This window comes from Streptomyces sp. NPDC002156 (assembly GCF_053593675.1).
In genome coordinates this window covers 1-23,503 of sequence record NZ_JBSFDA010000015.1, presented here as the reverse complement: position 1 = coordinate 23,503, position 23,503 = coordinate 1, and the positions used below count along the sequence as shown (strand labels likewise).

Genomic DNA, 23,503 nt, shown 5'->3' with positions numbered 1-23,503 from the left:
GGTGGGGCCCGTGAGGGTGGGGCCCGTGAGGGTGGGGCCCGTGAGGGTGGGGCCCGTGAGGGTGGGGCCCGTGAGGGTGGGGCCCGTGAGGGTGGGGCCCGTGAGGGTGGGGGCGGGGAGAAGGGCGTGCGGGGCTCCGCGGGGGCGCGCACCTCGATGTGAGCCGTTGTTGTAACCCATTGCTGATGATCACCGTTGGGGAAGACGCAAGGGCACCATCAACTCGACGAACTCGAAGAGGGCGTGGCCGATCTTGGGGGCAGCCGGGTCGCGGCGGACGGTCGGATTTCCCGTTACAGGCACGAGTTTTGTGGGCCGGCGCCATGAACTGACGCAGGCCAGGCGGCTGTTGGCGGCCACCAGGCTGCTGACGCTCACCGGTCCTGGCGGGGTGGGCAAGACCCGGCTCGCGGGACGGGTGGCGGAGGGGGCGGTACGGGGTTTCCCGGACGGGGTGTGGCTGGTGCCGCTGGCCGCCGTACGGGACGGCACGCTGGTGCCGCACGCGGTGGCGGACGCGCTCGGCATCCGGGACGAGACGTGCCGGGCGCCACTGGAGACGGTCGTCGAGCATCTGCGTACCCGGCGGCTGCTGCTGGTCCTGGACAACTGCGAGCACGTGGCGGAGGCGTGTGCCTTGGTGGTGGCCGCCGTGCTTTCGGCGACGGAGGGGGTCGGCGTCCTGGCCACCAGCCGCCACCGGCTCGGTCTCCCTGAGGAGCGGCTGCTCCCGGTGGCCCCGCTGGCCACCCCGGCCCCCGGGGACGACCTTCCCGGGACGGACTTCCCCGCACTGCGCCTGTTCGCCGACCGGGCGGCGGCGGTGGCACCCGGCTTCGAGATCACGGACCACAACCGGGCGGCGGTGGCCCGTCTCTGCCACCGCCTGGACGGCCTCCCGCTGGCGATCGAACTGGCGGCCGTACGGATGCACGCGCTGGGCGTGGAGCAACTGGACGAGCGTCTCGGCGAACGCCTGGGCGACCGCTACCGCCTCCTCACGTCCGGCAGCCCGACCGCACCGCCCCGCCACCAGACCCTCCGCTCGGCGGTGGACTGGAGCCACGACCTCTGCACCCCGGAGGAGCAACTCGCCTGGTCCCACCTGTCGGTCTTCACCGGCAGCTTCGACCTGGCGGGGGCGGAGGCGGTGTGCGAGTCCTTCGCGGGGCGGTCGGGCGGGAGGAAGAGGTGCCGTTCCGGGGCCGGAGCCGATTCGGCGGGAGCGGGCCACGCCGGCGGCACATCCGGCCCGGCGGGCACGGCTCACGTCAGAGGCCGGGCAGCCCGCCCGGACACGGTCGGCCCGCACGGCGGGCCGACCCAGGCGGGGACAGCCCGCACGGGCGGCAGGGCACCGGCCCGCGCCGGAGCCGGAGTGGGCGCTGCCGGGGCCGGAGCAGGGAACGCCCGAGTCGCTGTGCTGGCCGCCGTGACCGGGCTGGTGGAGAAGTCCGTGCTGGTCAGGGAGGAGGGGGGAGACGGGAGCGGCAGCCGGTATCGGATGCTTGCCCTGCTTCGTGAGTACGGGCTGGAGCGGCTGGAGGCGCTCGGAGAGGCCGAGGACACGCGGCGACGGTTGTGCGCGTACTTCGTGCGGGTCGCGGAGGAGCACGAGCGGCGTTGGTTCGGGCCGGACCAGCCGGGCACCCTGGCCGGGCTGCGTGCCGAGCACGACAATCTGCGGGCGGTGCTCGACTTCTGTCTCACCACCCCCGGCGAGGCCCCGCGCGGGCAGCGTCTGGTCGGCAGCCTGTGGTTCTACTGGATCGCGCGCGGCGCCTGGGCGGAGCTGCGGCACTGGTGGCAGCGGCTCGCCCTGCGCGAGGGCGGGCGACCGTCGCCCGAGCTGACCCGGGCGCACTGGGCCGCGGCCCTGATCCCGCTGGTCCGCAGCCGTACGAACGCCGTCCTCCTGACCGGCACCCCGCACACCCCGACCCTGGCCCCGCACGAGATACCGGACGTCAGACCACTCGCCGAGATCCTCGGCGAACACACCGGGAACGACACGGCACCGCTGCTCTCCTTCCATGTCCTCAGCCGCGTCGAGATGGCGACGACCCTCACCTTCCACGGCAGGCCCGAACTCGCCGTCCCGCTGTGCCTGGACGCCCTCGCCGTGTGCGAGGCGCATGGGGAGCAGTGGGTGCGCTCGTACGTCCTGGGCGCACTCGCCACCGCCCGCTGGGCCCTCGGCGACCACGACGCCGCCGCCGAGAGCGCCCGCCGCTGTCTGCTGCTGCCGTACGTCACCGGCGAGCCGCACGCTGTCGGCGGCACCCTGGAGATACTGGCCGTCGCCACCGCCGCCCACGGCGACGCCGAACGGGCCGCCGTGCTGCGGGGCGCGGCGCACCGCATCTGGTACGACCTCGGCCACGACCCACTGTCCGGCCAACGCCAGTCGACACACCTCCCGACAACCGAACCCCAGACCCACGAGACACCCGACGACGACCGGTACGCGTATGGCGGCGACGCCCACCGGCGGGGCTACGAGCTGTCGGCCGAGGAAGCTCTCGCGTACGCGCTGGGCGAGGCGGACACCACAGCAGCGGAAGCCGGGCGCGCCTCGGCGGCAACCGGGCGCACCTCGGCGAAGAACAGGCACACCGCAGCGGAACCCGGGCACACTTCGGCGGGAAGCAGGCGCGGCACATCGGGTGCTGAGCGCGCCACATCGGGACCCAGACGCGCCTCGGCAGGGAATGAACGCACCTCGGCGGGGAACGGACGCGGCACACCAGGAGCCCGGGGCGAAACGCCAGGAACCGGACGCACCGCAGCGGAATCCAGGCGCGCCCCGGCGGAGAACGAGCGCGGCGCATCGGGAGCCGGACGCACCGCAGCCGAACCCGGGCGCGCCGCACCGGGAGCCGGGCGCGCCTCAGCAGGGAACGAGCGCATCTCGGCGGGGAACGAACGCAGCACACCAGGAGCCGGACGCACCGCAGCCGAACCCGGGCGCGCCGCACCAGGAGCCGGGGCCGCCGCAGCAGGCCCCGGACTCACCCCAGCGGGAAATGGGCGCCCCGCATCGGGAGCCCGGCGCGCCGTGCGGGCCGCTCCCCCGGTGCGCACCGCACCCCCCGTACCCCCCGGCCCCGACACCGGTCTCACCCGTCGTGAGTGGGAAGTCGCTGCTCTGATCGCCTTGGGTATGACCAACCGGCAGATCGCCGAGCGGCTGGTGATCTCTCGGCGTACGGCCGAGGGGCATGTTCAGCGGATTCTTGGCAAGTTGGGGTTCGCGGGCCGGAGTCAGGTGGTGGCCTGGTTCAGTGGGCCGCCCTCCCGGTGACCGTTTCCGTCTCCCTGCCCGTCTCTGTGCGGAGCCTCAGCTGGCGCACGTCGTCGGAGCCCAGGCCTCGCAGGACCGCTTCGAGGATCGGGCCGCAGCGGACGTCGAGGGTGTCGCCGTCGGGCAGGCCGCGGGCGAAGCCGATGAGCTGCCAGGCGGCGTGGGCCTCCATGTAGAAGAGGTCGGTCAGGTCGAGTTCGTACCGGAGGGGGGTCGAGGCGATGGCGGAGCGGCGGGTCAGCAGTGCGCGCAGGGTCGCCGTGAACTCCTCGCGGGTGCCAGGCTCGGCGGAGCCGGCAATCCGTGCGCCGCCGTCGGTACGGGTCACTTCGAGCGCGTCGAGGTGGGTCATCACCTGGAGTGGGTGGACCGTCCGCATCGCGGCCACCAGGTGGTCGGTGTACTGGTGACGGCTGTACCAGCACATCGCGGTGAGACGGGGATCCACGAACAGTGGCTCCATGAACGCCTCGTAGTCGACGAGTTGGTCGTCGCTGACCCCGGTCCGCTGTCCCCAGGCCATGTCGGCCCCGACCCGCAGCCCGGTCAGCCCCTCGGTCCGCGCCCGCTCCAACTCGGCGGAGTAGAGCCGGAATTGGCGCTCCTTGGAGAAACTGCCGTCGGGGACGTACACGGCGGTGTTGCGTGCGATCTCCAACTGGCCGCTCTGCCAGGCGTCTTCGGCCTGGCCGGTCCCGCCGTCGAGCCGGGCGAGGGCGTCGTCGTCGCTCACGTCGGCCGGGTCGAGGACGACCATCACCCGCTCGCCCCGGGTCAGTCCGGTGCGGGTGTAGGCGGTCAGGACCTGCCAGTGGGCCTGCGCGTCGGGCACGTCCAGGCAGGCGTGGTCGCCCGGTCGCAACGCCTCCACGGGGACGCTTCGGGCAGTTGCGTGTGCGTGCTCAGGTCCGTGTTCCGTCATCGAGGGCGCCTCCCCAGGTGCTGATGATCCACTCAGTACGACGGTAGGGACACGCCTGCGCGCGCCACTGCCGCCACCACCAACGCCCCTCATTACGAACGGAATTGACCACTCGCGATCGGATGACCGACGGAACGCGAGCAGTTACCTCCCCTTCCCGACCGACCCTCCGCTCCCTTACCCCCCGTCTACTCCCCGTCCGCGAACATCTCGTACAGCTTCTCCAGGCGCTCGCGCGTCTCCGCGTCCGACGGGACCATCGTCACCAGGCGGGTGCCCAGCTCCGGGGCGAGCCACAGGTCCGTGTGGTCGACGGTGAGCAGGCCGACGTACGGATTGCGGAACTGCTTCGTCTTGCCGCGGACGTTGACCACCTCGTACCGCTCCCAGATCTCGCAGAACTCCGGGGACTGCGCGCGCAGCCGCCTCAGCATCAACTTCCAGGCGGGGTCCCCGAGATGGGCGGCCTGCTGGACCCGGAGCTTGGCCGCCATCACGCGAAGTGTCTCTTCGAGCAGAACGACCGACTTCCGCCACTCCTCGTTCGTGCAGACGAGCAGCAGCAGGTTGCGGTCCTCGGGCGGTACGGCGTCCAGGTCGCCCATGAGACGGCTGTACGTGCGGTTGTACGCCTGGATGTCGTACCGGCTGTTCTGGATGCAGGCCGGGATGGGGTCGAGGGCGCGCAGGAGTTCACGGATGGCGGGAGTGATCGTCGGGCAGTTCGCGGCGGGCGTGGGGTCGACGGCTCCGGCCAGCTGGAAGAGGTGGGCGCGTTCGCTCGGGTCGAGGAGGAGGGTGCGGGCCAGGGCGTCGAGCACCTGCTCGGAGACCTGGATGGCGCGGGCCTGTTCGAGCCAGGTGTACCAGGTCACGCCCACGGCGGAGAGCTGGGCGACCTCCTCGCGGCGCAGACCCGGCGTACGGCGGCGCCTGCCGCGCGGCAGGCCGACCTGCTCGGGGGTGATGCGCTCGCGGCGGCTGCGCAGGAAGACGGCAAGTTCGTGGCGCCGGATCTCCGAGCCGCGCCCGCCCGGCCGCTGCGCCCCCCGGCTCTGCTCCTGCTGTTGCTGTTGCTGTTGCTGAGCGATGGTTTCCTGGGCGATGGTGGTCACCTTTCCACTTTCTCTCCGCGCGGACCCTGTTTCCAGGTACTCCTACTACCAGGATAAAGACACTCTGGTACCCCTCTCAGGAGAGGCGGACGCTGGTCGACGTGACCGACACAAGCACCTCACCCACCGCCTCCGTCCGCTCCCCCGCCGGGTCACCCGTACTCGGTGGGCTCGGCCTGTTCACCGTGCTGCTCGGTGCGGCACTCCCCCTGATCGACTTCTTCATCGTCAACGTCGCCCTCCCCACCATCGGCCGGGACCTCGCAGCGAGCGAGTCCGTCCTCGAACTGGTGGTCGCCGGGTACGGGGTCGCGTACGCCGTCCTGCTCGTCCTCGGCGGGCGGCTCGGCGACCTCTTCGGCCGACGCCGGCTCTTCATCGGCGGCATGGTGGCCTTCGGCATCACCTCGCTGGCCTGCGGGCTCGCGCCGACCGCCTGGACCCTGGTGGCGGCCCGGATCGCGCAGGGCGCGGCGTCGGCGGCGATGCTGCCGCAGGTGCTCGCGACGATCCAGTCGACGACGGCGGGGCCTCGCCGCGCGAGGGCGATGGGCCTGTACGGCGCCACAGCCGGCCTGTCGATGGTGGCGGGCCAGATCCTGGGCGGCGTACTCGTCGCCGCCGACATCGCGGGCACCGGCTGGCGCTCCGTGTTCCTCGTGAACGTGCCGGTCGTGCTGCTCGGTCTGGTCCTGGCGGCCCGGACGGTCCCGGAGACCCGCTCTCAGCACCCCGAGCCGGTGGACGCGCCCGGCACGTTCCTCCTCGCGGTGTCCCTGATCACGCTGCTGGCGCCGCTCACCGAGGGCCGGGCGGCGGGGTGGCCGCTGTGGACCTGGCTGTCGCTGGCCGCGTTCCCGTTCGCGGCGGCGGCGTTCTACGCGGTCGAGCGCGGCGCGGACCAGAAGGGGCGTACTCCGCTCGTGCCGCCGACCCTCTTCGCGCTGACGTCGTTGCGGCGGGGGCTGGTGATGATCGTGCCGTTCTCGATCGGCTTCAGCGGGTTCATGTTCGTGATCGCGGTGGCTCTGCAGCGGGGTGCGGGGCTGGGGCCTGTGCAGGCGGGGTTGGCGCTGGCGCCGATGGCGGTGACGTTCTTCTGCGTGTCCCTCGCGGGGCCTCGGCTGGTCACCCGATACGGCACGCGGGTCGTCACGGTCGGTGGGCTGATCCAGGGGGTGGGGGTGGGTCTCATCGCCGTCGCGGCGTGGCGGTCCTGGCCGGATCTGGGGCTGGTGGAGTTGTTGCCGGGGGCGGCGGTTGCGGGGGCGGGGCAGGCGTTGCAGTTGCCTGTGCTGTTCCGGATCGTCCTGTCGGAGATCGAGCCTGCGCGGGCGGGTGTGGGGAGCGGGGTCATGATCACGACTCAGCAGTCGGCTCTGGCGTTGGGGGTGGCTACGTTGGGGACGTTGTTTCTTTCGCTGGCTCCGGGGATGGGGATGGGGGATGCGTTGGTGACGACGCTGGTGGTGCAGTTGGGGGGCATTGTGTTGACGACGCTGCTTAGCCTGCGGCTGCCTCGGGTGATTGGCTGAGCGGTCAGTACTGAGAGCTCGGGTCAGGCGGTCGGGTGTTGGGTGCGGGTGCGTTGTGGCTGGTCGCGCAGTTCCCCGCGCCCCTGGCGGGAGCGCCCCTTCGGGGCGGCTCCCGCATCTCCACCCCCCGTCACTCCACCTCCGTTACTCCACCTCCGCTACTACACCCCCCCGTCACTCCACTCCCCTCACTCCGTCCGCAGCGCCGTCGCCGTTCGTGCCCTCGCCGCCCAGCCCGCCGGGAGCAGCGCGCCCAGTAGGGCGATCGTGATGCCTGCCAGGCCCAGTAGGGCCAGTTGCCATAGGTCGTACACGTCCAGGATCGACGGTGGTAGTTCCGTGCCTGCCGCGTGGCCCATCAGGGGGAGGACTATGCCGTGCAGGGCGAAGCCGGTGGGTACGCCGATCAGGCCGCCCAGGATGCCTATGGCGGTCACCGAGGCCAGTACTAGGGTGATCGTCTGGCGTGGGGTCATGCCTAGGGCCTTGCAGACGCCCAGGTCGTGGACTCGCTCCCGGGTGTCCAGGACCACCGAGTTGAGGACGCCCATGCCGGCCACGGAGACCAGCATCAGGGTGAGCAGGGCCGCCATGGACTGCAGGATGATCACGAAGTTGTCCTGGCGCGAAGCGGCGTTGGCCATGGCGTCGCCGCCCAGGGGCCGGACGGCCTCGGCGAGCTTCGTGGCGTACTCGCCGGGAGAGACGCCCGGTTTCACCTCGACGAGGAACATCCGGGGCTCGGTTCCGGGGAAGTCGGCGATGTTCGCGTGGAGTTGGAGCCCGCCGTCCGACGTGTCGAAGGCCTCGCCGACGATGCGCAGGGTCCGGGTTTGCCCCTCGTAGGTCACCCGGAGCGAGTCGCCGATCTGGGTGCCTGTTCGTTTCAGGTAGCCCGAGCCGACCACCACCTGACCCGCGCCGTCGAGCCAGTGCCCGGAGAGCATCTCGTAGCTGCCGGTCCGGGTGTCCCCCTGGTAGAGGCTGGCCGGGACCGCGCCGGTGATCCCGGCCACCGAGGCGTCGTTCTTCGTCATGGCGTAGTAGGAAGCGGTGCCTGCCTGGGCCTCGACGGCCGCGCGTATGGCGGCCGGATCGGCGGCCGGGGCTGCCTCGGGCGTCCCGCCCTCCGTACGCCGGGTGCCGCCGGGGCCGGCCGACGGCCCGACGCCACCGCCGGCGAACACGGTGACCTCGGCGCGCTCCTCCGGGTCGGCCGCGGCGCTGACCGCCGTCAGGGACGCGGTCAGGCCCACCGCGAAGGTCGCCGCGACCGTACCGAAGGTCACCGCGAGCAGCATCGCGACCGTGCGTACCGGGTGTGCGAAGGGACTCGCGAGGCCGTACGTCACCGCGCGCGGCAGCGGCAGCCGTCCCGCCGCCCGGTGGGCCCACTGGCCGCGTCCGGTGCGCGGCGCCCTGCCCACCGCGATGGCCTCGACCGTACGCAGCCGTCCGGCGCGCAGGGCGGGGATCAGCGCGGCGACCCCGACGACCAGGAGCGCGCCGCCCGCCACCACGACGTCCACCCACCAGGCGACGCTCAGCGTGGCCGTGCCGTACGCCTGCTCGGTGTCGTGCAGGAGCGGTACGGCGAGCAGGTTGCCGAGGACGACGCCCAGCCCGATGCCGACGGCCGCCGGTATCAACGCCTGGGCCACATAGGCGCGTACGACCTCGCGCGGGGTGAAGCCGACCGCCTTGAGGATGCCGATCCTGCGCAGGCTCGACCCGACCGCGCCGCTGGTCACGCTGGAGACGATGATCACCGACATGACGATGCCGAGGATGCCGAAGGCGACGAGGAAGGGGATGGTCGGCGCCGCTCCCTGGTCCGCGTCGCGCTTGGTCTCCAGGTACGACCGGCTGCTCAGCAGTGCGCCGGACGGTACGGCCGCGGCGATCCGCTTGCGGCCCGCGGTGATCTGGCCGTCCGTGTCGGCCGCGTCGAAGCGGTAGAGCACCTGGCTCGTGAGCGGGGTGTCCGCCGACGCCAGTGCCCTGGCCTGGGCGGGGGTCGTCCAGACGTCGGCGGTTCTGCTGACCGAGACGGCGAAGCCGACGATCGTCAGGGTCGGGCTGTCGGCGGCCTCCGTGGCCCTGAGCGTGGAGCCGAGCCCGAGGTTGGGGCCGTTGAACTCCGCGTTCAGCACGATCTCGCCCGGTTTCGCCGCCCAGCGGCCGGACTTGAGGTCCAGATCGTCCACGTCGGCCCCCGGCGCGGACCGTCCGACGAGGTTCAGCGTCGGCAGGTGTCCCTCCGCCGAGTCCACCGGCTGGATCGTCGTGGCCGGGTAGGGCCCGGCGCTCGCGGTGACGCCCTCCAGCTCCCCGGTCGCCTCGATCTGCGCCTCGGTCACCTTGGCCGGATCGAACTGGACGATCAGATGCGCGCCGTGCTGCTGCGCGAAGGCCTGGTCGAAGGGCCGGTTCGCGGCGACGACGAGCGACCCGGCGACCACCGCCGAGGCCACGGCCATCATCGTGGCCACGGCGATCACCACCGTCTGTACGCGGCGCCGGCCCACCCCCGACCGTACGACCCGGCCGAGCGCGCCGCCCCCGAAGCCGATCGAACGGAGCCGGCGGATCATCGGACGGCCTCCGCCCGCGTGTCCAGGGCCAGATGACCGTCGACCAGCTGGATCGTGCGGCTCGCGCACGACTCGGCGAGCGCCAGGTCGTGCGTCACCAGCACGATGGTCTGCCCGCCCCGGTGCAGCTCGACCAGCAGCTCCCGTACGTCCTGGCCGGACGCGGTGTCGAGGGCGCCGGTCGGCTCGTCGGCGAGCAGCAGCGCGGGGCGGTTGACCAGTGCGCGGGCGACCGCGACCCGCTGGCGTTCACCGCCGGAGAGCCGGCCCGGATAGGCGCGGGCGTGCTTCTGGATGCCGAGCACCTCCATGAGTTCCCCGGCGCGGGCGGCGCTCTCGCGCCGGGCGGTTCCCCGTAGTTGGGCGGGGAGCTGGATGTTGTCGGTGACGGTGAGGTCGTCGAGGAGGTTGAAGAACTGGAAGACCATGCCGATCTGTTCACGCCGGAACCGGGCCAACGCGTGCTCGGTCAGGTCGTCGAGCCGTCGGCCGGCCACGGACACACTGCCCTCCGTCGCCCGGTCCAGGCCCGCGACGAGGTTCAGCAGGGTGGACTTGCCGCTGCCGGAGGGGCCGGTCACGGCGAGGGCCTCGCCCTGTTCGACGGAGAGCGTGAGCGGGCCGAGCGCGGGCCTGCCCGCACTGTCGTAGCGCTTGGCCACGCCGTCGAGTTGGATCACCTGGGTCATGAACTCGCCTGCCCCTACGGTTTGTTGAAGATGTGCGAGGGAGAACTTGCCGGACTCGGTGAAGGTAGGGGCGGGCGCCGTCACCGCGCGTCGGCCGCGACACCGACGTCCGGCCCTCCCCGCGGAGGACCCGGCCGTGGGGTCATCCCTGCGAAGTACGCCTGAGGAACGGCTTGTTGATCTGTTCGGTACGGAGGGACGCGGGGCGGGGCGACCCGCCCCCACAATGAGCCGATGGAAACGCCGACGGAGACGGGGTACCGGCGCGCCCGGCATTGGCGTCATTGGCATGATTGGCGTCGGCACCTGTGGGACGCGCTGCGGCCGGAGCCGAAGCCCGCTCCGCTGTCACGGCGGGCGGTACGCGCCGACCTGGCGCTCGCGGTCCTGCTGACCGTCGTCGCACTGATCGTCGCGGCGCGCTATCCCGGCGACGGCCCGGTGCGCTTCTTTCCGAACACCGACTACGAGTACGGAACCGGAGCCGAGACCGCGCCGGTGGTCCCGCAGCCCCCGGAGCTCCCGCAACCGCCACCCCGTCCGCCGATCCTGCCGACGGGCGACGGGGGCGCCGTCGCGCCCTGGCCCCTGGTCGTCCTGTCGGCGCTGCCGCTGCTGGCCCGACGCCGGTACCCCTTGGCCGTGTTCGGGGTGGTGCTGGCCGCGGGGCTGGCCACCGGCGACCGCGCCTCCTGGATCACCGTGCTGACCTGCGTCATCGGCGCCTACAGCGCGGTCGTGCACAGCCGTTACCGGGCGGGCGCCCTGGCCGCGCTGGTCGTCGGCGCGGTCCTGGCCGGGGTCGCGTTCCAGCGGGCGGAGCCGATTCTGCCGGGCTGGTCGAGTCCCGGGGTCGTGCTGCTGGTCGCCGGGGTGCTGGCCGGGCTCGTCCGGTTCGGGCAGCGGCGGCTGGCGGCGGGCCGGGACCGGTTCGCGCGGTTGGAGCGGGCGCAGGAGGAGGCGATGCGGAAGGCCGTCGCGGAGGAACGGGCGCGTATCGCCGCCGAGTTGCACGATGTGGTGACCCACAATGTGAGCGTGATGGTGATCCAGGCCGGGGCGGCGCGCAAGGTGATGGACGCGGCGCCCGAACGGTCGAAGGAGGCGTTGCTCGCGGTCGAGGCCGGGGGCAGGGCCGCGATGGCCGAACTCCGGCATGTGATGGGCCTGTTGGCCGCCCCGGACACCGGCCTCCACGACACCCCGGCCGACGGTCTGGAGCCGCAGCCCGGCCTGGACCGGCTCGACGCGCTGACGGAACGGGTGCGGGGCGCCGGGACTCCGGTGTCCGTGGCGGTGACGCTGCCGCCGGACCCGTTGCCGCCCGGGGTGGACCTGACGGCGTACCGCGTGGTTCAGGAGGCGCTGACCAACACGATCAAGCACGCGCCGGGCGCCGAGGCCTCCGTACTGATCGGCTGGACCGACGACTGCCTCCAGATAGAGGTGGCCAACACGAGCGCGACCACGGCCACGACCGCCACCACCCCCAACTCCCCACCGCCGGAAGGCGAGAACAGCGGCACCGGTGGAACCGGGGGAACCGGTCGAGGTCTGATCGGCCTGCGCGAACGCCTGGCGGTCTACGGCGGCGAGCTGATCGCCGGCCCGACCCTCACCGGCGGCTATCGCATCAGAGCCACCGTCCCGTGGCGGACACCATGACCCACGACCAACCACCGCTGCCACCGCTGCGAGCGGTCATCGCCGACGACCAGGCCCTGGTCCGTACGGGGTTCGGAATGATCCTGGCCGCCGACGGCATCGAGGTGACGGCCGAGGCGGCGGACGGGGCGGAGGCGGTGGCCGCCGTACGCCGGACCCGGCCCGATGTCGTCCTGATGGACATCCGGATGCCGGGCATGGACGGCATCGAGGCGACCCGGCGGATCCTCGCCGACGACGCCCCGGAGGCGGCGAGAACCCGCGTCGTGATCCTCACCACCTACGACCTCGACCACTACGTCTACGCGGCCCTCACCGCCGGCGCCTGTGGCTTCCTCCTCAAGGACGTGACCCCCGAGCATCTGGTGGCCGCCGTACGTCTGGTGCAGTCCGGCGACGCCCTGCTCGCACCGGCGATCACCCGCCGCCTCATCGAACGCTTCGCCCACCGCGAGGCGCCCTCACAGACCCCGACCCGGCACACGGACCTGTCGGGGCTGACACCCCGTGAACTGGAGGTCCTGCGGCTGCTGGCGACGGGCCTGAGCAACGCCGAGCTGGCGGAACGGCTGTTCCTGAGCCCGACCACGGTCAAGACGCACGTCGGCCGCATCCTCTCCAAACTGGAGCTGCGCGACCGGGTCCAGGCAGTCGTACTCGCCTACGAGACAGGCCTGATCGCGCCCGGGGCCGAAGCCTGACCTATCCGGATCCTGTCAACTCTTCACACAGTCGCCCCCCGTTGATGTTGCTCTTGCTGCACACTCACACCTGCACGCACCTTGGACGCCGGAGAGGTCATGTTGCAGATCAACACGAGCAAGGTGAGCCGCTGGGACCAGCACGGACGGGAACACGTCGTCCACGTCCAGCGAACCGGAGCACATCGCGTCATGAGCTGCGACACCTGCGGCTGGCGGAAGAAGGTCCAGTTCCTCCCCTGGCTGAAGGCGGAGGAACACCTCGCCGAGGAACACCAGGCGACGGTGGATCCGACGGCGGGCTGACCGAACCGGGGCGCAGGGTCTCACTCGCCCGATCACGCACTCGTCGTCGCCAACTTCGCCCCCAGTGCGAGGAACGATCCCGCGAACGCCCGCCGCAGCCAGGTCATCACGCGTGGCCGTGCCATGACCTGGCTGCGTACGGAGGCGGCGAGGATGCCGTACGCGGCGAAGACCACGAACGTGGCCAGCATGAAGACCCCGCCCAGGACGAGCATCGTGACGACCGAGTTGGGATCGTCGGGGTTCACGAACTGGGGCAGGAACGCGAAGAAGAAGACGGTCAGTTTCGGGTTGAGGAAGTTGATCAGCACGCCCCGGACGATCACCCGCCAGGTGGACCGGGGTGCCCCCTCCTCCGTGACGGTGATCGTCCCCTTCTCCCGGAGCGTGGCCCACGCCATGTACAACAGGTAGGCCACACCGGCGTACTTGAGGATCTGGAAGGCGGTCGGGCTGGTGTGCAGCAGGGCGGCGACCCCGGTCACCGTGGCCAGCATGTGCGGCACGCACCCGAGCGTGCAGGCGAAGGCCGCGACGACACTGGCCCGCCGCCCCCGCGACAGCCCGGCGGCAAGCGTGTAGACGACACCGGTACCGGGCGTGGCGACCACGACCAGCGTGGTCAGCAGAAAAGCGATGCTCATGGGGGCCAGCCTGCCGCCGGTGCGGCCGGACCTACAGGTCCAATGGCCGGCCCCTCAAGAGGACCACTTACACGACCACTTACGGCGTTCAGCCCTGCCGCAGCGGCAGCGCCAGGTCCACCACCTGCCGTCCGGCGTCGAAGGTGCCCGCGCGCTGCACCGAGCCGTTGAGCAGGTTCACCTGGTACAGACGCTGGGCGCCGCCCACGCGCAGGACCGCGTAGCCGGTGTTCGTGCCGGAGCGGGTGGAGCTGTAGATGTCGAAGCCGGCGCCCGCCGGAGCCGCGTCGACGCCCAGCTTGCCCGTGGGGGCGAGGTTGCCGGCGTTCGCCGGGGACTGGATCGACACCTGGTCGTTGACGGTGTCGACGTCGAACAGGGTGGTGGCCGTCGTCGCGTCCAGGTCGTTGTTCGTGTACGCGGCCGCCGTGACGCCCGTCGCCGTCGCACCCGAAGTCGCGGGCGGGACCGGCGGGTTGGTCAGGACGCCGTCCGTCGCCGTCGTACCGGCGGCCGGTGCGCCCGCCGGGTCGTCGATGTTGTGGCGGAGGTTCTGGCCGGTGTCGCTGATGACCCGGAGCCGGTTGGCGGCGGGGTTGAAGTCGACGCCGAAGCTGCTCCCCTGCAACGGAACGCTCAGCTGGGAGACCTTGGTCGCCTTGGCGCCGATCTCCCGGACGGTGTAGACGCCACCCCGGTCGCCGACGCCGTACAGCTTGTTGTTCTGGACGCGGTAGTCGATGCCGATGAGCCGGGTGTCACCGTGCAGCCCGTCCACCTTGCCGAGCGGCACGGCCCGCCCGGGCCGGTCGACCCGGAAGGTGACGAGCCGCTGGTCGGCGGTGAGCCCAACGGCGTTCAGCCGCCCGCCCGTTGCCTGCCCGCTCACTCCGGCGGACTGAACACCGACGTCGGACGACGAGGCCGCCTCGTCCGCGGCCTCACACCCGACCACTCCGATCGCCAGAGCCATCGTGGCAACGCCGATCACTGCTTGCTTACGCATGGTGCCCCCGAGAGGTCAGCGCCGCCCGCACCCTGCGAGCCGCGTATGACCTGTCCTTCGGAGCCCCAAGTGTCCCGGATGGGCGAAACCCCGGTTTCGTTACGTCTGTTACGACCGTAGCGAAACCGGGGCATCGTGAAATCAGGGCCAACTGCGGCGCCCCGACAGGGGCGCGGGGAACTGCGCGACCAGCCCCCACCGGCCCGCAGCCGACAAAGAACCTCTAGCAGCCAATAAGCCGCTGAGCCAAGTAACCCTCGATCTGGTCCAGCGACACGCGTTCCTGCTTCATCGTGTCCCGCTCACGAACAGTCACCGCGTTGTCATCCAACGTGTCAAAGTCCACCGTCACACAGAACGGCGTACCGATCTCGTCCTGACGCCGGTAACGCCGACCGATCGCCCCCGCGTCGTCGAACTCGATGTTCCAGTTCTGGCGCAGGGCGGAAGCGAGACCCTTCGCCTTCGGGGACAGCTCCGGGTTACGGGACAAGGGCAGCACCGCGACCTTGACCGGCGCCAAGCGCGGGTCAAGCCGCAGCACCGTCCGCTTCTCCATCTTGCCCTTGGCGTTCGGCGCCTCGTCCTCGACGTACGCGTCGAGCAGGAACGCCAGCATCGCGCGGCCGACACCGGCCGCGGGCTCGATGACGTACGGCGTCCAGCGCTCCTGGGCCTCCTGGTCGAAGTACGACAGGTCCTGGCCGGAGGCCTTCGCGTGGGCCGACAGGTCGAAGTCCGTGCGGTTGGCGACGCCCTCCAGCTCACCCCACTCGTTGCCGCCGAACTGGAAGCGGTACTCGATGTCCGCGGTGCGCTTGGAGTAGTGCGAGAGCTTCTCCGCCGGGTGGTCGTACCAGCGCATGTTCTCCTCGCGGAGACCGAGGCCGGTGTACCAGTTCCAGCGCTCCCCCATCCAGTACTCCTGCCACTTCTCGTCCTCGCCCGGCTTGACGAAGAACTCCATCTCCATCTGCTCGAACTCACGGGTGCGGAAGATGAAGTTGCCGGGCGTGATCTCGTTGCGGAACGACTTGCCCATCTGGGCGATGCCGAACGGCGGCTTGCGGCGCGAAGTGGTCTGCACCTGGGAGAAGTTGGTGAAGATGCCCTGGGCGGTCTCCGGGCGCAGGTACGCGACCGAGCCCGAGTCCTGGGTCGGGCCGAGGTGCGTCGACAGCAGGCCCGAGAACTGCTTGGGCTCGGTGAACTGGCCCTTGTTGCCGCAGTTGGGGCAGTTGATGTCGGCGAGGCCATTGGCGGGCGTACGGCCGTGCTTGGCCTCGTACGCCTCCTCCAGGTGGTCGGCGCGGTAGCGCTTGTGACAGGAGGTGCACTCGGTGAGCGGGTCGGAGAAGGTGGCGACGTGGCCGGAGGCCACCCAGACCTCGGGGGCCAGGATGACGGACGAGTCGATGCCGACGACGTCCTCGCGCGACGTCACCATGTAGCGCCACCACTGGCGCTTGAGGTTCTCCTTGAGCTCGACGCCGAGCGGTCCGTAGTCCCATGCGGCCTTCTGGCCGCCGTAGATCTCACTGCAGGGGAAAACGAAGCCACGGCGCTTGCTCAGGCTGACGATGGTGTCGATCTTGTCGGCGGCCACGATGCTCTCTTCATTACGAACGGACGGCGCGAATGCTTCAGGTTACCGGCGGGGGCCGCCCCCCAATCAAATCGGTTCCGGCCGGAGCCCTTGACCGTGCTCCGGGCCAGCCCTTTTGCCCGCTTGTTGACAATCGTTTCCAGAATCATTGAAAATGACTGTCATGAACGTACGACGACTCATATCGGGCACCGCGATCGCGGCGGCCACCGCGCTCGGCCTCGGCGCCCTGTCCGCCTGCTCCTCGGACTCGAGCGCCTCCGACCGGAACATCACCGGGCAGCTCGACGTCGTGGCGTCGTTCTATCCGATGCAGTACCTCGCCGAGCAGATAGGCGGCAGGCATGTCTCCATCAGCACGCTGACCGAGCCCGGCCAGGAGCCGCACGACCTGGAGATCAGCGCCAAGCAGACCGCGCAGCTCCAGGAGGCCGACGCGGTCCTGTATCTCAAGGGCCTCCAGCCCGCCGTCGACGAGGCGGTCTCGCAGTCCGAGGCGAAGACGAAGATCGACGCGGCGACCCTCACCACTCTTGAGGACCACGGCAGCACCGAGCACAGCCACGAGGGTGAGGAAGCGCACTCCGACGAGGAGGCGTCCGCTCTCGACCCGCACGTCTGGCTCGACCCGGTGAAGTACGCCGAGATCGCCGACGGGGTGTCCGCCGCCTTCCAGAAGGCCGATCCGACCAACGCGGCGGAATACAAGCTGAACACCAGGGCGTTGACCGCCAAGCTGACCTCGCTCGACACCTCGTTCGAGGACGGCCTGAAGAACACCGCGTCGAAGGTGTTCTTCACCAACCACGCGGCCTTCGGCTACCTCGCCGAGCGCTACGGCCTGACCCAGGAGGCCATCGCCGGGGTCGACCCGGAGAGCGAGCCGAGTGCCGCGCGGATGAAGGAACTCCAGCAGGAGGCGAAGGCGGACGGAGTGACGACCGTCTTCTACGAGACACTGGTCTCCGACAAGACCGCGAAGACCCTCGCCGAGGACGCGAACCTCAAGACGGACGTCCTCGATCCGCTGGAGGGCATCACGGAGAAGTCCCGGGGCGACGACTACATCGCGGTCATGGAGGCCAACCTCAAGGCCCTCCAGACGGCTCTGGGCGCCAAGTAAGCAGTAGCCAAGTAAGCGGTAACTGATGATCGTTACGGAGGATGCAGGCATGGGCGAGCCCGTCATTTCCCTGCGCGGCGTACGCGCCGAGCTGGGCTCGCGCCCGGTTCTTCGGGGCATCGACCTCACCGTGGGCCGCGGTGAGGTCGTCGCGCTGCTCGGCGCCAACGGCTCCGGCAAGTCGACCGCGATCCGCACGATCATCGGCCAAGTGCCGGTCAGCGAGGGCGAGATCGAGCTGTTCGGCGTCCCCCGGCGCCGCTTCACGGACTGGCGGCGCGTGGGCTACGTACCGCAGCGGACGACCGCTGCCGGAGGCGTGCCCGCGACGATCACCGAGATCGTCGCCTCGGGCCGGCTCTCCCGTGCCCGCTTCGGGATGCTGCGCAAGGCCGATCACGCGGCCGTCCAGCGGGCCATCGCGCTCGTCGGCCTCGCGGACCGCGCGAAGGACTCGGTGAACGCACTCTCCGGCGGCCAGCACCAGCGCGTACTGATCGCCCGTGCCCTCGCCGCCGAACCCGAGCTGCTGATCATGGACGAGCCGATGGCGGGCGTCGACCTGGCGAGCCAGGAAGTGCTGGCGCGGACGCTCAGGGAGCAGGTCGCGGCCGGTACGACGGTGCTGCTCGTGCTGCACGAGCTCGGGCCGCTGGAGCCGCTGATCGACCGGGCCGTCGTCCTGCGCGACGGGTGCGTGATGCACGACGGGCCGCCCCCGCAGGCCGTCGGACAGCACGCGCTGCCCGGTCACGACCACGTACACCCGCACGCGGCTCACGACGCCGAACCGATCCGGACGGGACTGCTGAGCTGATGGAATTCCTCGACTACGCCTTCATGCAGCGGGCGCTGCTGGCCGCGGTCCTCGTCGGCATCACGGCACCCGCCATCGGCATCTACCTCGTCCAGCGCCGCCAGGCACTCATGGGCGACGGCATCGGCCATGTCGCGATGACCGGCGTCGGCCTCGGCTTCCTGCTGAACACCTCGCCGGTGTGGATGGCGACGGGTGTCTCCGTCGTCGGCGCGGTGATGATGGAACTCATCCGCTGGTACGGCAGGACACGCGGCGACATCGCCCTCGCGATGCTGTTCTACGGCGGTATGGCCGGCGGCGTGATGTTCATCAACCTCGCGCCCACGGGCTCCAACGCCAACCTGACCTCGTATCTCTTCGGGTCCCTGTCCACGGTCAGCGAGTCCGACGTGACCGCGATCTGCGTCCTCGCGGCCCTCGTGGTGTTGGTCACCATCGGGCTGCGCCGGCAGCTCTTCGCGGTCAGCCAGGACGAGGAGTTCGCCCGGGTGACCGGGCTGCCCGTCAGGGCTCTCAACCTCGTTACGGCGATCACGGCCGCCGTCACCGTGACCGTCGCCATGCGGGTCGTCGGGTTGCTGCTGGTCAGCGCCCTGATGGTGGTTCCCGTGGCCGCCGCCCAGCAGCTCACCCGGAGTTTCGCGGCGACCTTCGCCGTCGCCGTCGCGATCGGGGTGTCCGTGACCATCGGCGGGACCGTGACCTCGTACTACCAGGACGTGCCGCCCGGCGCGACAATTGTGTTGCTGACCATCGGCGCGTTCATCGCGCTGACCGCGCTCGCGACACCCCTGGCCCGGCGCCGGGCCCGTGCCGCGGCCGCCTCGCAGTCGGCCGGGGACCCGGCGGAGTGTGTGATTCCGGCCAGCCGGGAGGCCGCCGGCAGGGCGGGCGTCTGACCGCGCACAGTCCGGGCTGGCACAATGGCCCGGCAAGCGCAGACGTAAGGAGACAACGGTGACGACGGCCGGCCCGCCCGTTAAGGGACGATCCACCCGCCAGCGTGCCGCTGTGGCGGCGGCGCTGGACGAGGTCGACGAGTTCCGCAGTGCGCAGGAACTCCACGACATGCTCAAGCACAAGGGCGATTCGGTCGGTCTGACGACCGTCTACCGCACGTTGCAGTCCCTGGCGGACGCGGGTGAGGTGGACGTCCTGCGGACGTCGGACGGGGAGTCGGTGTACCGCCGCTGCTCGACCGGCGATCACCATCACCACCTGGTCTGCCGTGTGTGCGGCAAGGCTGTGGAGGTGGAGGGGCCCGCGGTGGAGAAGTGGGCGGAGGCGATCGCTGTGGAGCACGGGTATGTGAACGTGGCTCATACGGTGGAGATCTTCGGTACTTGTGCGGAGTGCGCTGCGGTTGGGCAGAAGTAGGTTCGGTGCGTTGTCGGGTGCGGGTGCGTTGTGGCTGGTCGCGCAGTTCCCCGCGCCCCTATAGGACGCGTCACCTGCACGTCCGATAGCTTCGCGCCGTGAGTTCTGTCGGGGAAACAGACAAGCAGCTGAGCACCGGCTCCCTGGGAGTGCCGTTTCGGTGGCTTTGGGGGGCCTACGCCACCAGTCTGTTCGGGACCTGGGTGGCTTTTGACGCCTTCCCCCTGATCGCTGTGCTCGTGTTGCATGTCGGGCCTGCTCAGGTTTCGTTGTTGGCTGCTGTTGGGGTCGCTGTCGGGGCTCTGGTGGCTGTGCCGCTCGGGCCCTGGGTGGAGTTTCGGCGGAAGCGGCCTGTGATGGTCGCGATGGATCTGGTGCGGTGTGGGGCGTTGCTCACCGTGCCACTTGCTTATGCGCTCGGGGTGCTGTCCTTCGGGCAGCTTGTGGTCGTGGCCGTTGTTGTCGCCGCTGCCGACATCACCTTCACCGCTGCCAGTGGGGCCTGCCTCAAGGGACTGTTGCCGCCCTCCCAACTCCTTGTCGCCAATGGGCGGTTCGAGTCCACGATGTGGACGGCGAGTGTGCTCGGGCCGCCGCTCGGCGGAGCCGCCATAGGGCTGCTCGGGCCGGTGACCACGGTGGTGGCGAACGCGGTGAGTTTCCTGTTGTCGGCGGTCGGTATCCGGGCGATGGGTGGGGACGAGCCCCGCCCCGAGGGAGTGCGCAAGGCGGGGCTGCGGGTCGGGGATCTGCTCGACGGGTGGCGGTTCATCCTGGCCGATCCGGTGCTGCGGCCCCTGTTCCTCAACACCGTGCTGGTCAGCGGGCTGATCATGGCGACCGCGCCCCTGGTCGCCGTCCTCATGCTCGGCGACCTCGGCTTCGCGCCCTGGCAGTACGCCCTCGCCTTCGCCGTGCCCTGCCTCGGCGGTCTCGTCGGGTCACGGCTGTCCCGGCCGCTCGTGGCGCGGTACGGGCAGCGCCGGATCATGCTCACCTTCGGGATCCTGCGCGTGTGCTGGCCGGTCGGCATGGTGTTCCTGCACGGCGGCACGACCGGGCTCGTCCTCGTGATGGGCGTGCAGTTCGGGCTGATCGCCTGCATGGGCGTCTTCAACCCGGTGTACGCCACCTACCGGCTCCAGCACACTCCGGCGGACCGGGTCGCCCGTACCCTCTCCGCCTGGTCGGTCTCCAGCAAGCTGACTGTCGCCGCGCTCACCGCGCTGTGGGGACTGCTGGCGGCCCTCACCACGCCCCTCACCGCCATCGGGGCCGCAGGCGTCCTGATCCTCGCAACTCCCCTGCTGCTGCCCCGCACAGAGGCCTGAAGGCGCCCTAGAGGGTTCCTGTCGCGCGCAGAGGGATAACCCTTGACCTCTTAACTTTTGATGACATGCACTCCTCAATACTGCCACTCTTCCGGCAGCCGTCCCCCACGTCTCAGGCACACATCCCGCACTGCTCAGCTCATCCCGGGCAGCACACCCCCGTCCGCCCGGTTCTGTTTCCGGCCGTTGAAGGCGCGGCCGTCGCAGGAGGAGTCACGAGTGAGACGAAAGTCCAGCAACACCCCCCACAGATCCACCCTCCGCTCCCGCAAGGCCACCGCCGCAGGCGCCCTGCTCGCCACCGCGACCCTGCTGGCCGTCGGTGTCCAGACGGTCCCGGCCGCCGCCAAGCCCGCGCCCGCGGCCCCCAGTCCCCTGCGCGCCGGCGCCCTGGCCGCGGACCTCACGCCCGCCCAGCGCACCGCGCTGATCAGGAGCGCCGAGCAGAAGGCGACGCGGACCGCCGGGGCCCTGAGCCTCGGCGCCCAGGAGAAGCTGGTCGTCAAGGACGTCACCAAGGACGCCGACGGCACCCTCCACACCCGCTACGAGCGCACCTACGCCGGTCTGCCGGTCCTCGGCGGCGACCTCGTCGTGCACACCCCGGCGGGGAGCACCGGCACGGTCGGTACGACGTTCAACACCAAGCGCGCCATCAAGGTCGCGTCGACCACCCCGGCGCTGACCAAGGCAGTCGCCGAGGGCAAGGCCCTCAAGGCCGCGGCGGAACACGTCGAGGAGTCGGCCACCGCAGCGGCGCCCGCCGCCGACAGCGCGCGCAAGGTGATCTGGGCCGGGCAGGGCACCCCCACCCTCGCCTGGGAGACCGTGGTCACCGGCCTCCAGCACGACGGCACCCCGAGCCGGCTGCACGTCATCACCGACGCCACGACCGGCGCGGAGCTGTACCAGTTCGAGGACATCAAGACCGGCACCGGCAACAGCCAGTACAGCGGCACGGTCACCATCGGGACCACGCTGTCCGGTTCGACGTACCAGATGAACGACACCACGCGCGGCGCCGCCAAGACGTACAACCTCAACAACGGCACGTCCGGCACCGGCACGCTGATGACCGACTCCGACGACACGTGGGGCACGGGCTCCGGGTCCAACACGCAGACGGCGGGCGTGGACGCGCACTTCGGCGCGCAGACCACCTGGGACTTCTACAAGAACACCTTCAGCCGCAGCGGCATCAAGAACGACGGCGTGGCAGCGTACTCGCGCGTCCACTACAGCACGGCGTACGTCAACGCCTTCTGGGACGACTCCTGCTTCTGCATGACGTACGGCGACGGTGACGGCGGCACCAAGGCGCTCACCTCGCTCGACATCGCCGGGCACGAGATGACGCACGGCGTGACCTCCAACACCGCGGGCCTCAACTACTCCGGTGAATCAGGCGGGTTGAACGAGGCGACCTCCGACATCTTCGGCACGGGCGTCGAGTTCTACGCGGCCAACTCGTCCGACGTCGGCGACTACCTGGTCGGCGAGGAAGTCGACATCAACGGCGACGGTACGCCGCTGCGTTACATGGACGAGCCCGACAAGGACGGCTCCTCCTACGACAGTTGGTACTCCGGCATCGGCAATGTGGACGTCCACTACTCCTCGGGCCCGGCGAACCACATGTTCTACCTGCTCTCCGAGGGCAGCGGCTCCAAGACCATCAACGGCGTCACCTACAACAGCCCGACCTCCGACGGTGTCGCCGTCGCGGGCATCGGCCGGGCCGCCGCGCTGCAGATCTGGTACCGGGCGCTGACGACGTACATGACGTCCAGCACGACGTACGCCCAGGCGCGCACCGCCGCGCTGAACGCCGCCGCGGACCTCTACGGCAGCAGCTCCGCGCAGTACGCGGGTGTCGGCAACGCCTTCGCGGGCGTCAACGTCGGCTCCCACATCACCGTGCCGACGACGGGCGTGACGGTCACGAACCCCGGCAGCCGGTCGTCGACGGTCGGCACGGCCGTCAGCCTGCAGATCACGGCGAGCAGCACGAACAGCGGCTCGCTGACCTACGCGGCAACCGGTCTGCCCACCGGCCTGTCGATCGGCAGCTCCACCGGGATCATCTCCGGCACCCCGACCACGGCGGGCACGTACAGCAGCACGGTCACGGTGACCGACAGCACGGGTGCCACCGGTACGGCGTCCTTCACCTGGACGGTCAGCGCGACCGGCGGCGGCTCCTGCACCTCGGCGCAGCTGCTGGGCAACCAGGGCTTCGAGTCCGGCAACACCACCTGGACGGCGACGAGCGGTGTCATCACCAGCTCCAGCAGCCAGGCGGCCCGTACCGGCTCCTACAAGGCATGGCTGGACGGCTACGGCTCGACCCACACCGACACGCTCTCCCAGTCGGTGACGATCCCGAGCGGTTGCACGGGCACGACGTTCACGTTCTACCTGCACATCGACACGGCTGAGACCACCACCAGCACGCAGTACGACAAGCTGACGGTGACGGCCGGGACGACCACTCTGGCCACCTACTCCAACCTCAACGCGGCCAGCGGGTACGTGGCGAAGTCGCTGAGCCTGTCGGCCTACGCGGGAACGACGGTCTCCCTGAAGTTCACGGGCGTCGAGGACTCCTCGCTCCAGACGAGCTTCGTGATCGACGACACGGCGGTCACGACCAGCTGACCAACGCCCACCAATCAACCCCCCACGGGTACGACAGCGGCACCCGGCGCTCTCCATGGCGCCGGGTGCCGCTCGCCACTGCCGTGCCTGGCCGTGCCTGGCCAGGC

At 70.6% G+C, this 23,503-nt stretch carries 19 protein-coding genes; 11 read left to right on the top strand and 8 right to left on the bottom strand.

Going from position 1 to position 23,503, the window contains the following annotated elements; genetic code table 11:
• Positions 1 to 180: hypothetical protein (locus ACWCRB_RS09585; protein ID WP_450995503.1), on the bottom strand; the 180-nt coding region annotated here is incomplete at its 3' end.
• 130 nt (positions 181 to 310) lie between these two features.
• Between ACWCRB_RS09585 and ACWCRB_RS09580 the strand changes: the two genes are divergently transcribed.
• Positions 311 to 3,304 carry a LuxR C-terminal-related transcriptional regulator gene (locus ACWCRB_RS09580; RefSeq protein ID WP_450995502.1) on the top strand — a complete coding sequence of 998 codons (2,994 nt, stop codon included), beginning with the start codon at positions 311 to 313 and terminating at the stop codon, positions 3,302 to 3,304.
• Here the strand turns inward: ACWCRB_RS09580 and ACWCRB_RS09575 are convergent.
• Together ACWCRB_RS09575 and ACWCRB_RS09570 are read right to left on the bottom strand one after the other, a co-directional pair.
• On the bottom strand, positions 3,282 to 4,226 hold the full coding sequence (locus tag ACWCRB_RS09575; RefSeq protein WP_450995501.1) for an MEDS domain-containing protein: 945 nt from the start codon (positions 4,224 to 4,226) through the stop codon (positions 3,282 to 3,284). The genes ACWCRB_RS09580 and ACWCRB_RS09575 overlap by 23 nt on opposite strands.
• Positions 4,227 to 4,414: 188 nt before the next feature.
• A complete protein-coding gene (locus ACWCRB_RS09570; protein WP_450995500.1) occupies positions 4,415 to 5,341 on the bottom strand; it encodes a helix-turn-helix transcriptional regulator in 927 nt (308 codons plus the stop codon).
• Positions 5,342 to 5,442: 101 nt separating this feature from the next.
• On the opposite strand from ACWCRB_RS09570, the gene ACWCRB_RS09565 reads away from it, so the two are divergent.
• Entirely contained in the window at positions 5,443 to 6,876 is a 1,434-nt protein-coding gene (locus tag ACWCRB_RS09565) for an MFS transporter (RefSeq protein WP_450995499.1), read from the top strand.
• Between the two features lie 188 nt (positions 6,877 to 7,064).
• On the opposite strand, the gene ACWCRB_RS09560 is transcribed toward ACWCRB_RS09565, so the two are convergent.
• Positions 7,065 to 9,470 (bottom strand): ABC transporter permease, encoded by a 2,406-nt coding sequence (locus tag ACWCRB_RS09560; RefSeq protein WP_450995498.1) that lies wholly within the window; start codon positions 9,468 to 9,470, stop codon positions 7,065 to 7,067.
• A complete protein-coding gene (locus ACWCRB_RS09555) occupies positions 9,467 to 10,159 on the bottom strand; it encodes an ABC transporter ATP-binding protein (protein ID WP_450995497.1) in 693 nt (230 codons plus the stop codon). The genes ACWCRB_RS09560 and ACWCRB_RS09555 overlap by 4 nt, the downstream gene beginning before the upstream one ends.
• 234 nt (positions 10,160 to 10,393) lie before the next feature.
• Here ACWCRB_RS09555 and ACWCRB_RS09550 point away from each other — a divergent pair, with 234 nt between their 5' ends.
• From ACWCRB_RS09550 to ACWCRB_RS09540, 3 genes are all read left to right on the top strand, one after another.
• Positions 10,394 to 11,824, top strand: coding sequence for a sensor histidine kinase (locus ACWCRB_RS09550; RefSeq protein ID WP_450995496.1), 1,431 nt, complete (start codon positions 10,394 to 10,396; stop codon positions 11,822 to 11,824).
• On the top strand, positions 11,821 to 12,525 hold the full coding sequence (locus tag ACWCRB_RS09545; protein ID WP_450995567.1) for a response regulator: 705 nt from the start codon (positions 11,821 to 11,823) through the stop codon (positions 12,523 to 12,525). Before ACWCRB_RS09550 ends, ACWCRB_RS09545 begins: the two co-directional genes overlap by 4 nt.
• 99 nt (positions 12,526 to 12,624) lie before the next feature.
• Positions 12,625 to 12,831, top strand: coding sequence for a hypothetical protein (locus ACWCRB_RS09540; RefSeq protein WP_235479257.1), 207 nt, complete (start codon positions 12,625 to 12,627; stop codon positions 12,829 to 12,831).
• Between the two features lie 32 nt (positions 12,832 to 12,863).
• Here ACWCRB_RS09540 and ACWCRB_RS09535 read toward each other — a convergent pair whose 3' ends face one another.
• The 3 genes from ACWCRB_RS09535 to ACWCRB_RS09525 form a co-directional block, all read right to left on the bottom strand.
• A complete protein-coding gene (locus ACWCRB_RS09535; RefSeq protein ID WP_450995495.1) occupies positions 12,864 to 13,475 on the bottom strand; it encodes a LysE family translocator in 612 nt (203 codons plus the stop codon).
• Positions 13,476 to 13,563: 88 nt separating this feature from the next.
• Entirely contained in the window at positions 13,564 to 14,481 is a 918-nt protein-coding gene (locus tag ACWCRB_RS09530; protein ID WP_450995494.1) for a DUF4394 domain-containing protein, read from the bottom strand.
• 223 nt (positions 14,482 to 14,704) lie between these two features.
• Positions 14,705 to 16,087, bottom strand: a complete 1,383-nt coding sequence (locus ACWCRB_RS09525) for a glycine--tRNA ligase (RefSeq protein ID WP_450995493.1) — start codon at positions 16,085 to 16,087, stop codon at positions 14,705 to 14,707.
• Between the two features lie 163 nt (positions 16,088 to 16,250).
• Between ACWCRB_RS09525 and ACWCRB_RS09520 the strand changes: the two genes are divergently transcribed.
• The 6 genes from ACWCRB_RS09520 (at position 16,251) to ACWCRB_RS09495 (ending at position 23,396) form a co-directional block, all read left to right on the top strand.
• Positions 16,251 to 17,210 (top strand): metal ABC transporter solute-binding protein, Zn/Mn family, encoded by a 960-nt coding sequence (locus ACWCRB_RS09520; protein WP_450995492.1) that lies wholly within the window; start codon positions 16,251 to 16,253, stop codon positions 17,208 to 17,210.
• 49 nt (positions 17,211 to 17,259) lie between these two features.
• Positions 17,260 to 18,027 carry a metal ABC transporter ATP-binding protein gene (locus tag ACWCRB_RS09515; protein WP_450995491.1) on the top strand — a complete coding sequence of 256 codons (768 nt, stop codon included), beginning with the start codon at positions 17,260 to 17,262 and terminating at the stop codon, positions 18,025 to 18,027.
• A complete protein-coding gene (locus ACWCRB_RS09510) occupies positions 18,027 to 18,929 on the top strand; it encodes a metal ABC transporter permease (RefSeq protein WP_450995490.1) in 903 nt (300 codons plus the stop codon). Before ACWCRB_RS09515 ends, ACWCRB_RS09510 begins: the two co-directional genes overlap by 1 nt.
• A 58-nt stretch (positions 18,930 to 18,987) precedes the next feature.
• A complete protein-coding gene (locus tag ACWCRB_RS09505; protein ID WP_369034169.1) occupies positions 18,988 to 19,407 on the top strand; it encodes a Fur family transcriptional regulator in 420 nt (139 codons plus the stop codon).
• Positions 19,408 to 19,505: 98 nt separating this feature from the next.
• Positions 19,506 to 20,738 carry an MFS transporter gene (locus ACWCRB_RS09500; RefSeq protein ID WP_450995489.1) on the top strand — a complete coding sequence of 411 codons (1,233 nt, stop codon included), beginning with the start codon at positions 19,506 to 19,508 and terminating at the stop codon, positions 20,736 to 20,738.
• A gap of 219 nt (positions 20,739 to 20,957) precedes the next feature.
• Complete coding sequence (locus ACWCRB_RS09495) at positions 20,958 to 23,396, top strand: M4 family metallopeptidase (protein WP_450995488.1); 2,439 nt, start codon at positions 20,958 to 20,960, stop codon at positions 23,394 to 23,396.
• Positions 23,397 to 23,503 lie beyond the last annotated feature (107 nt).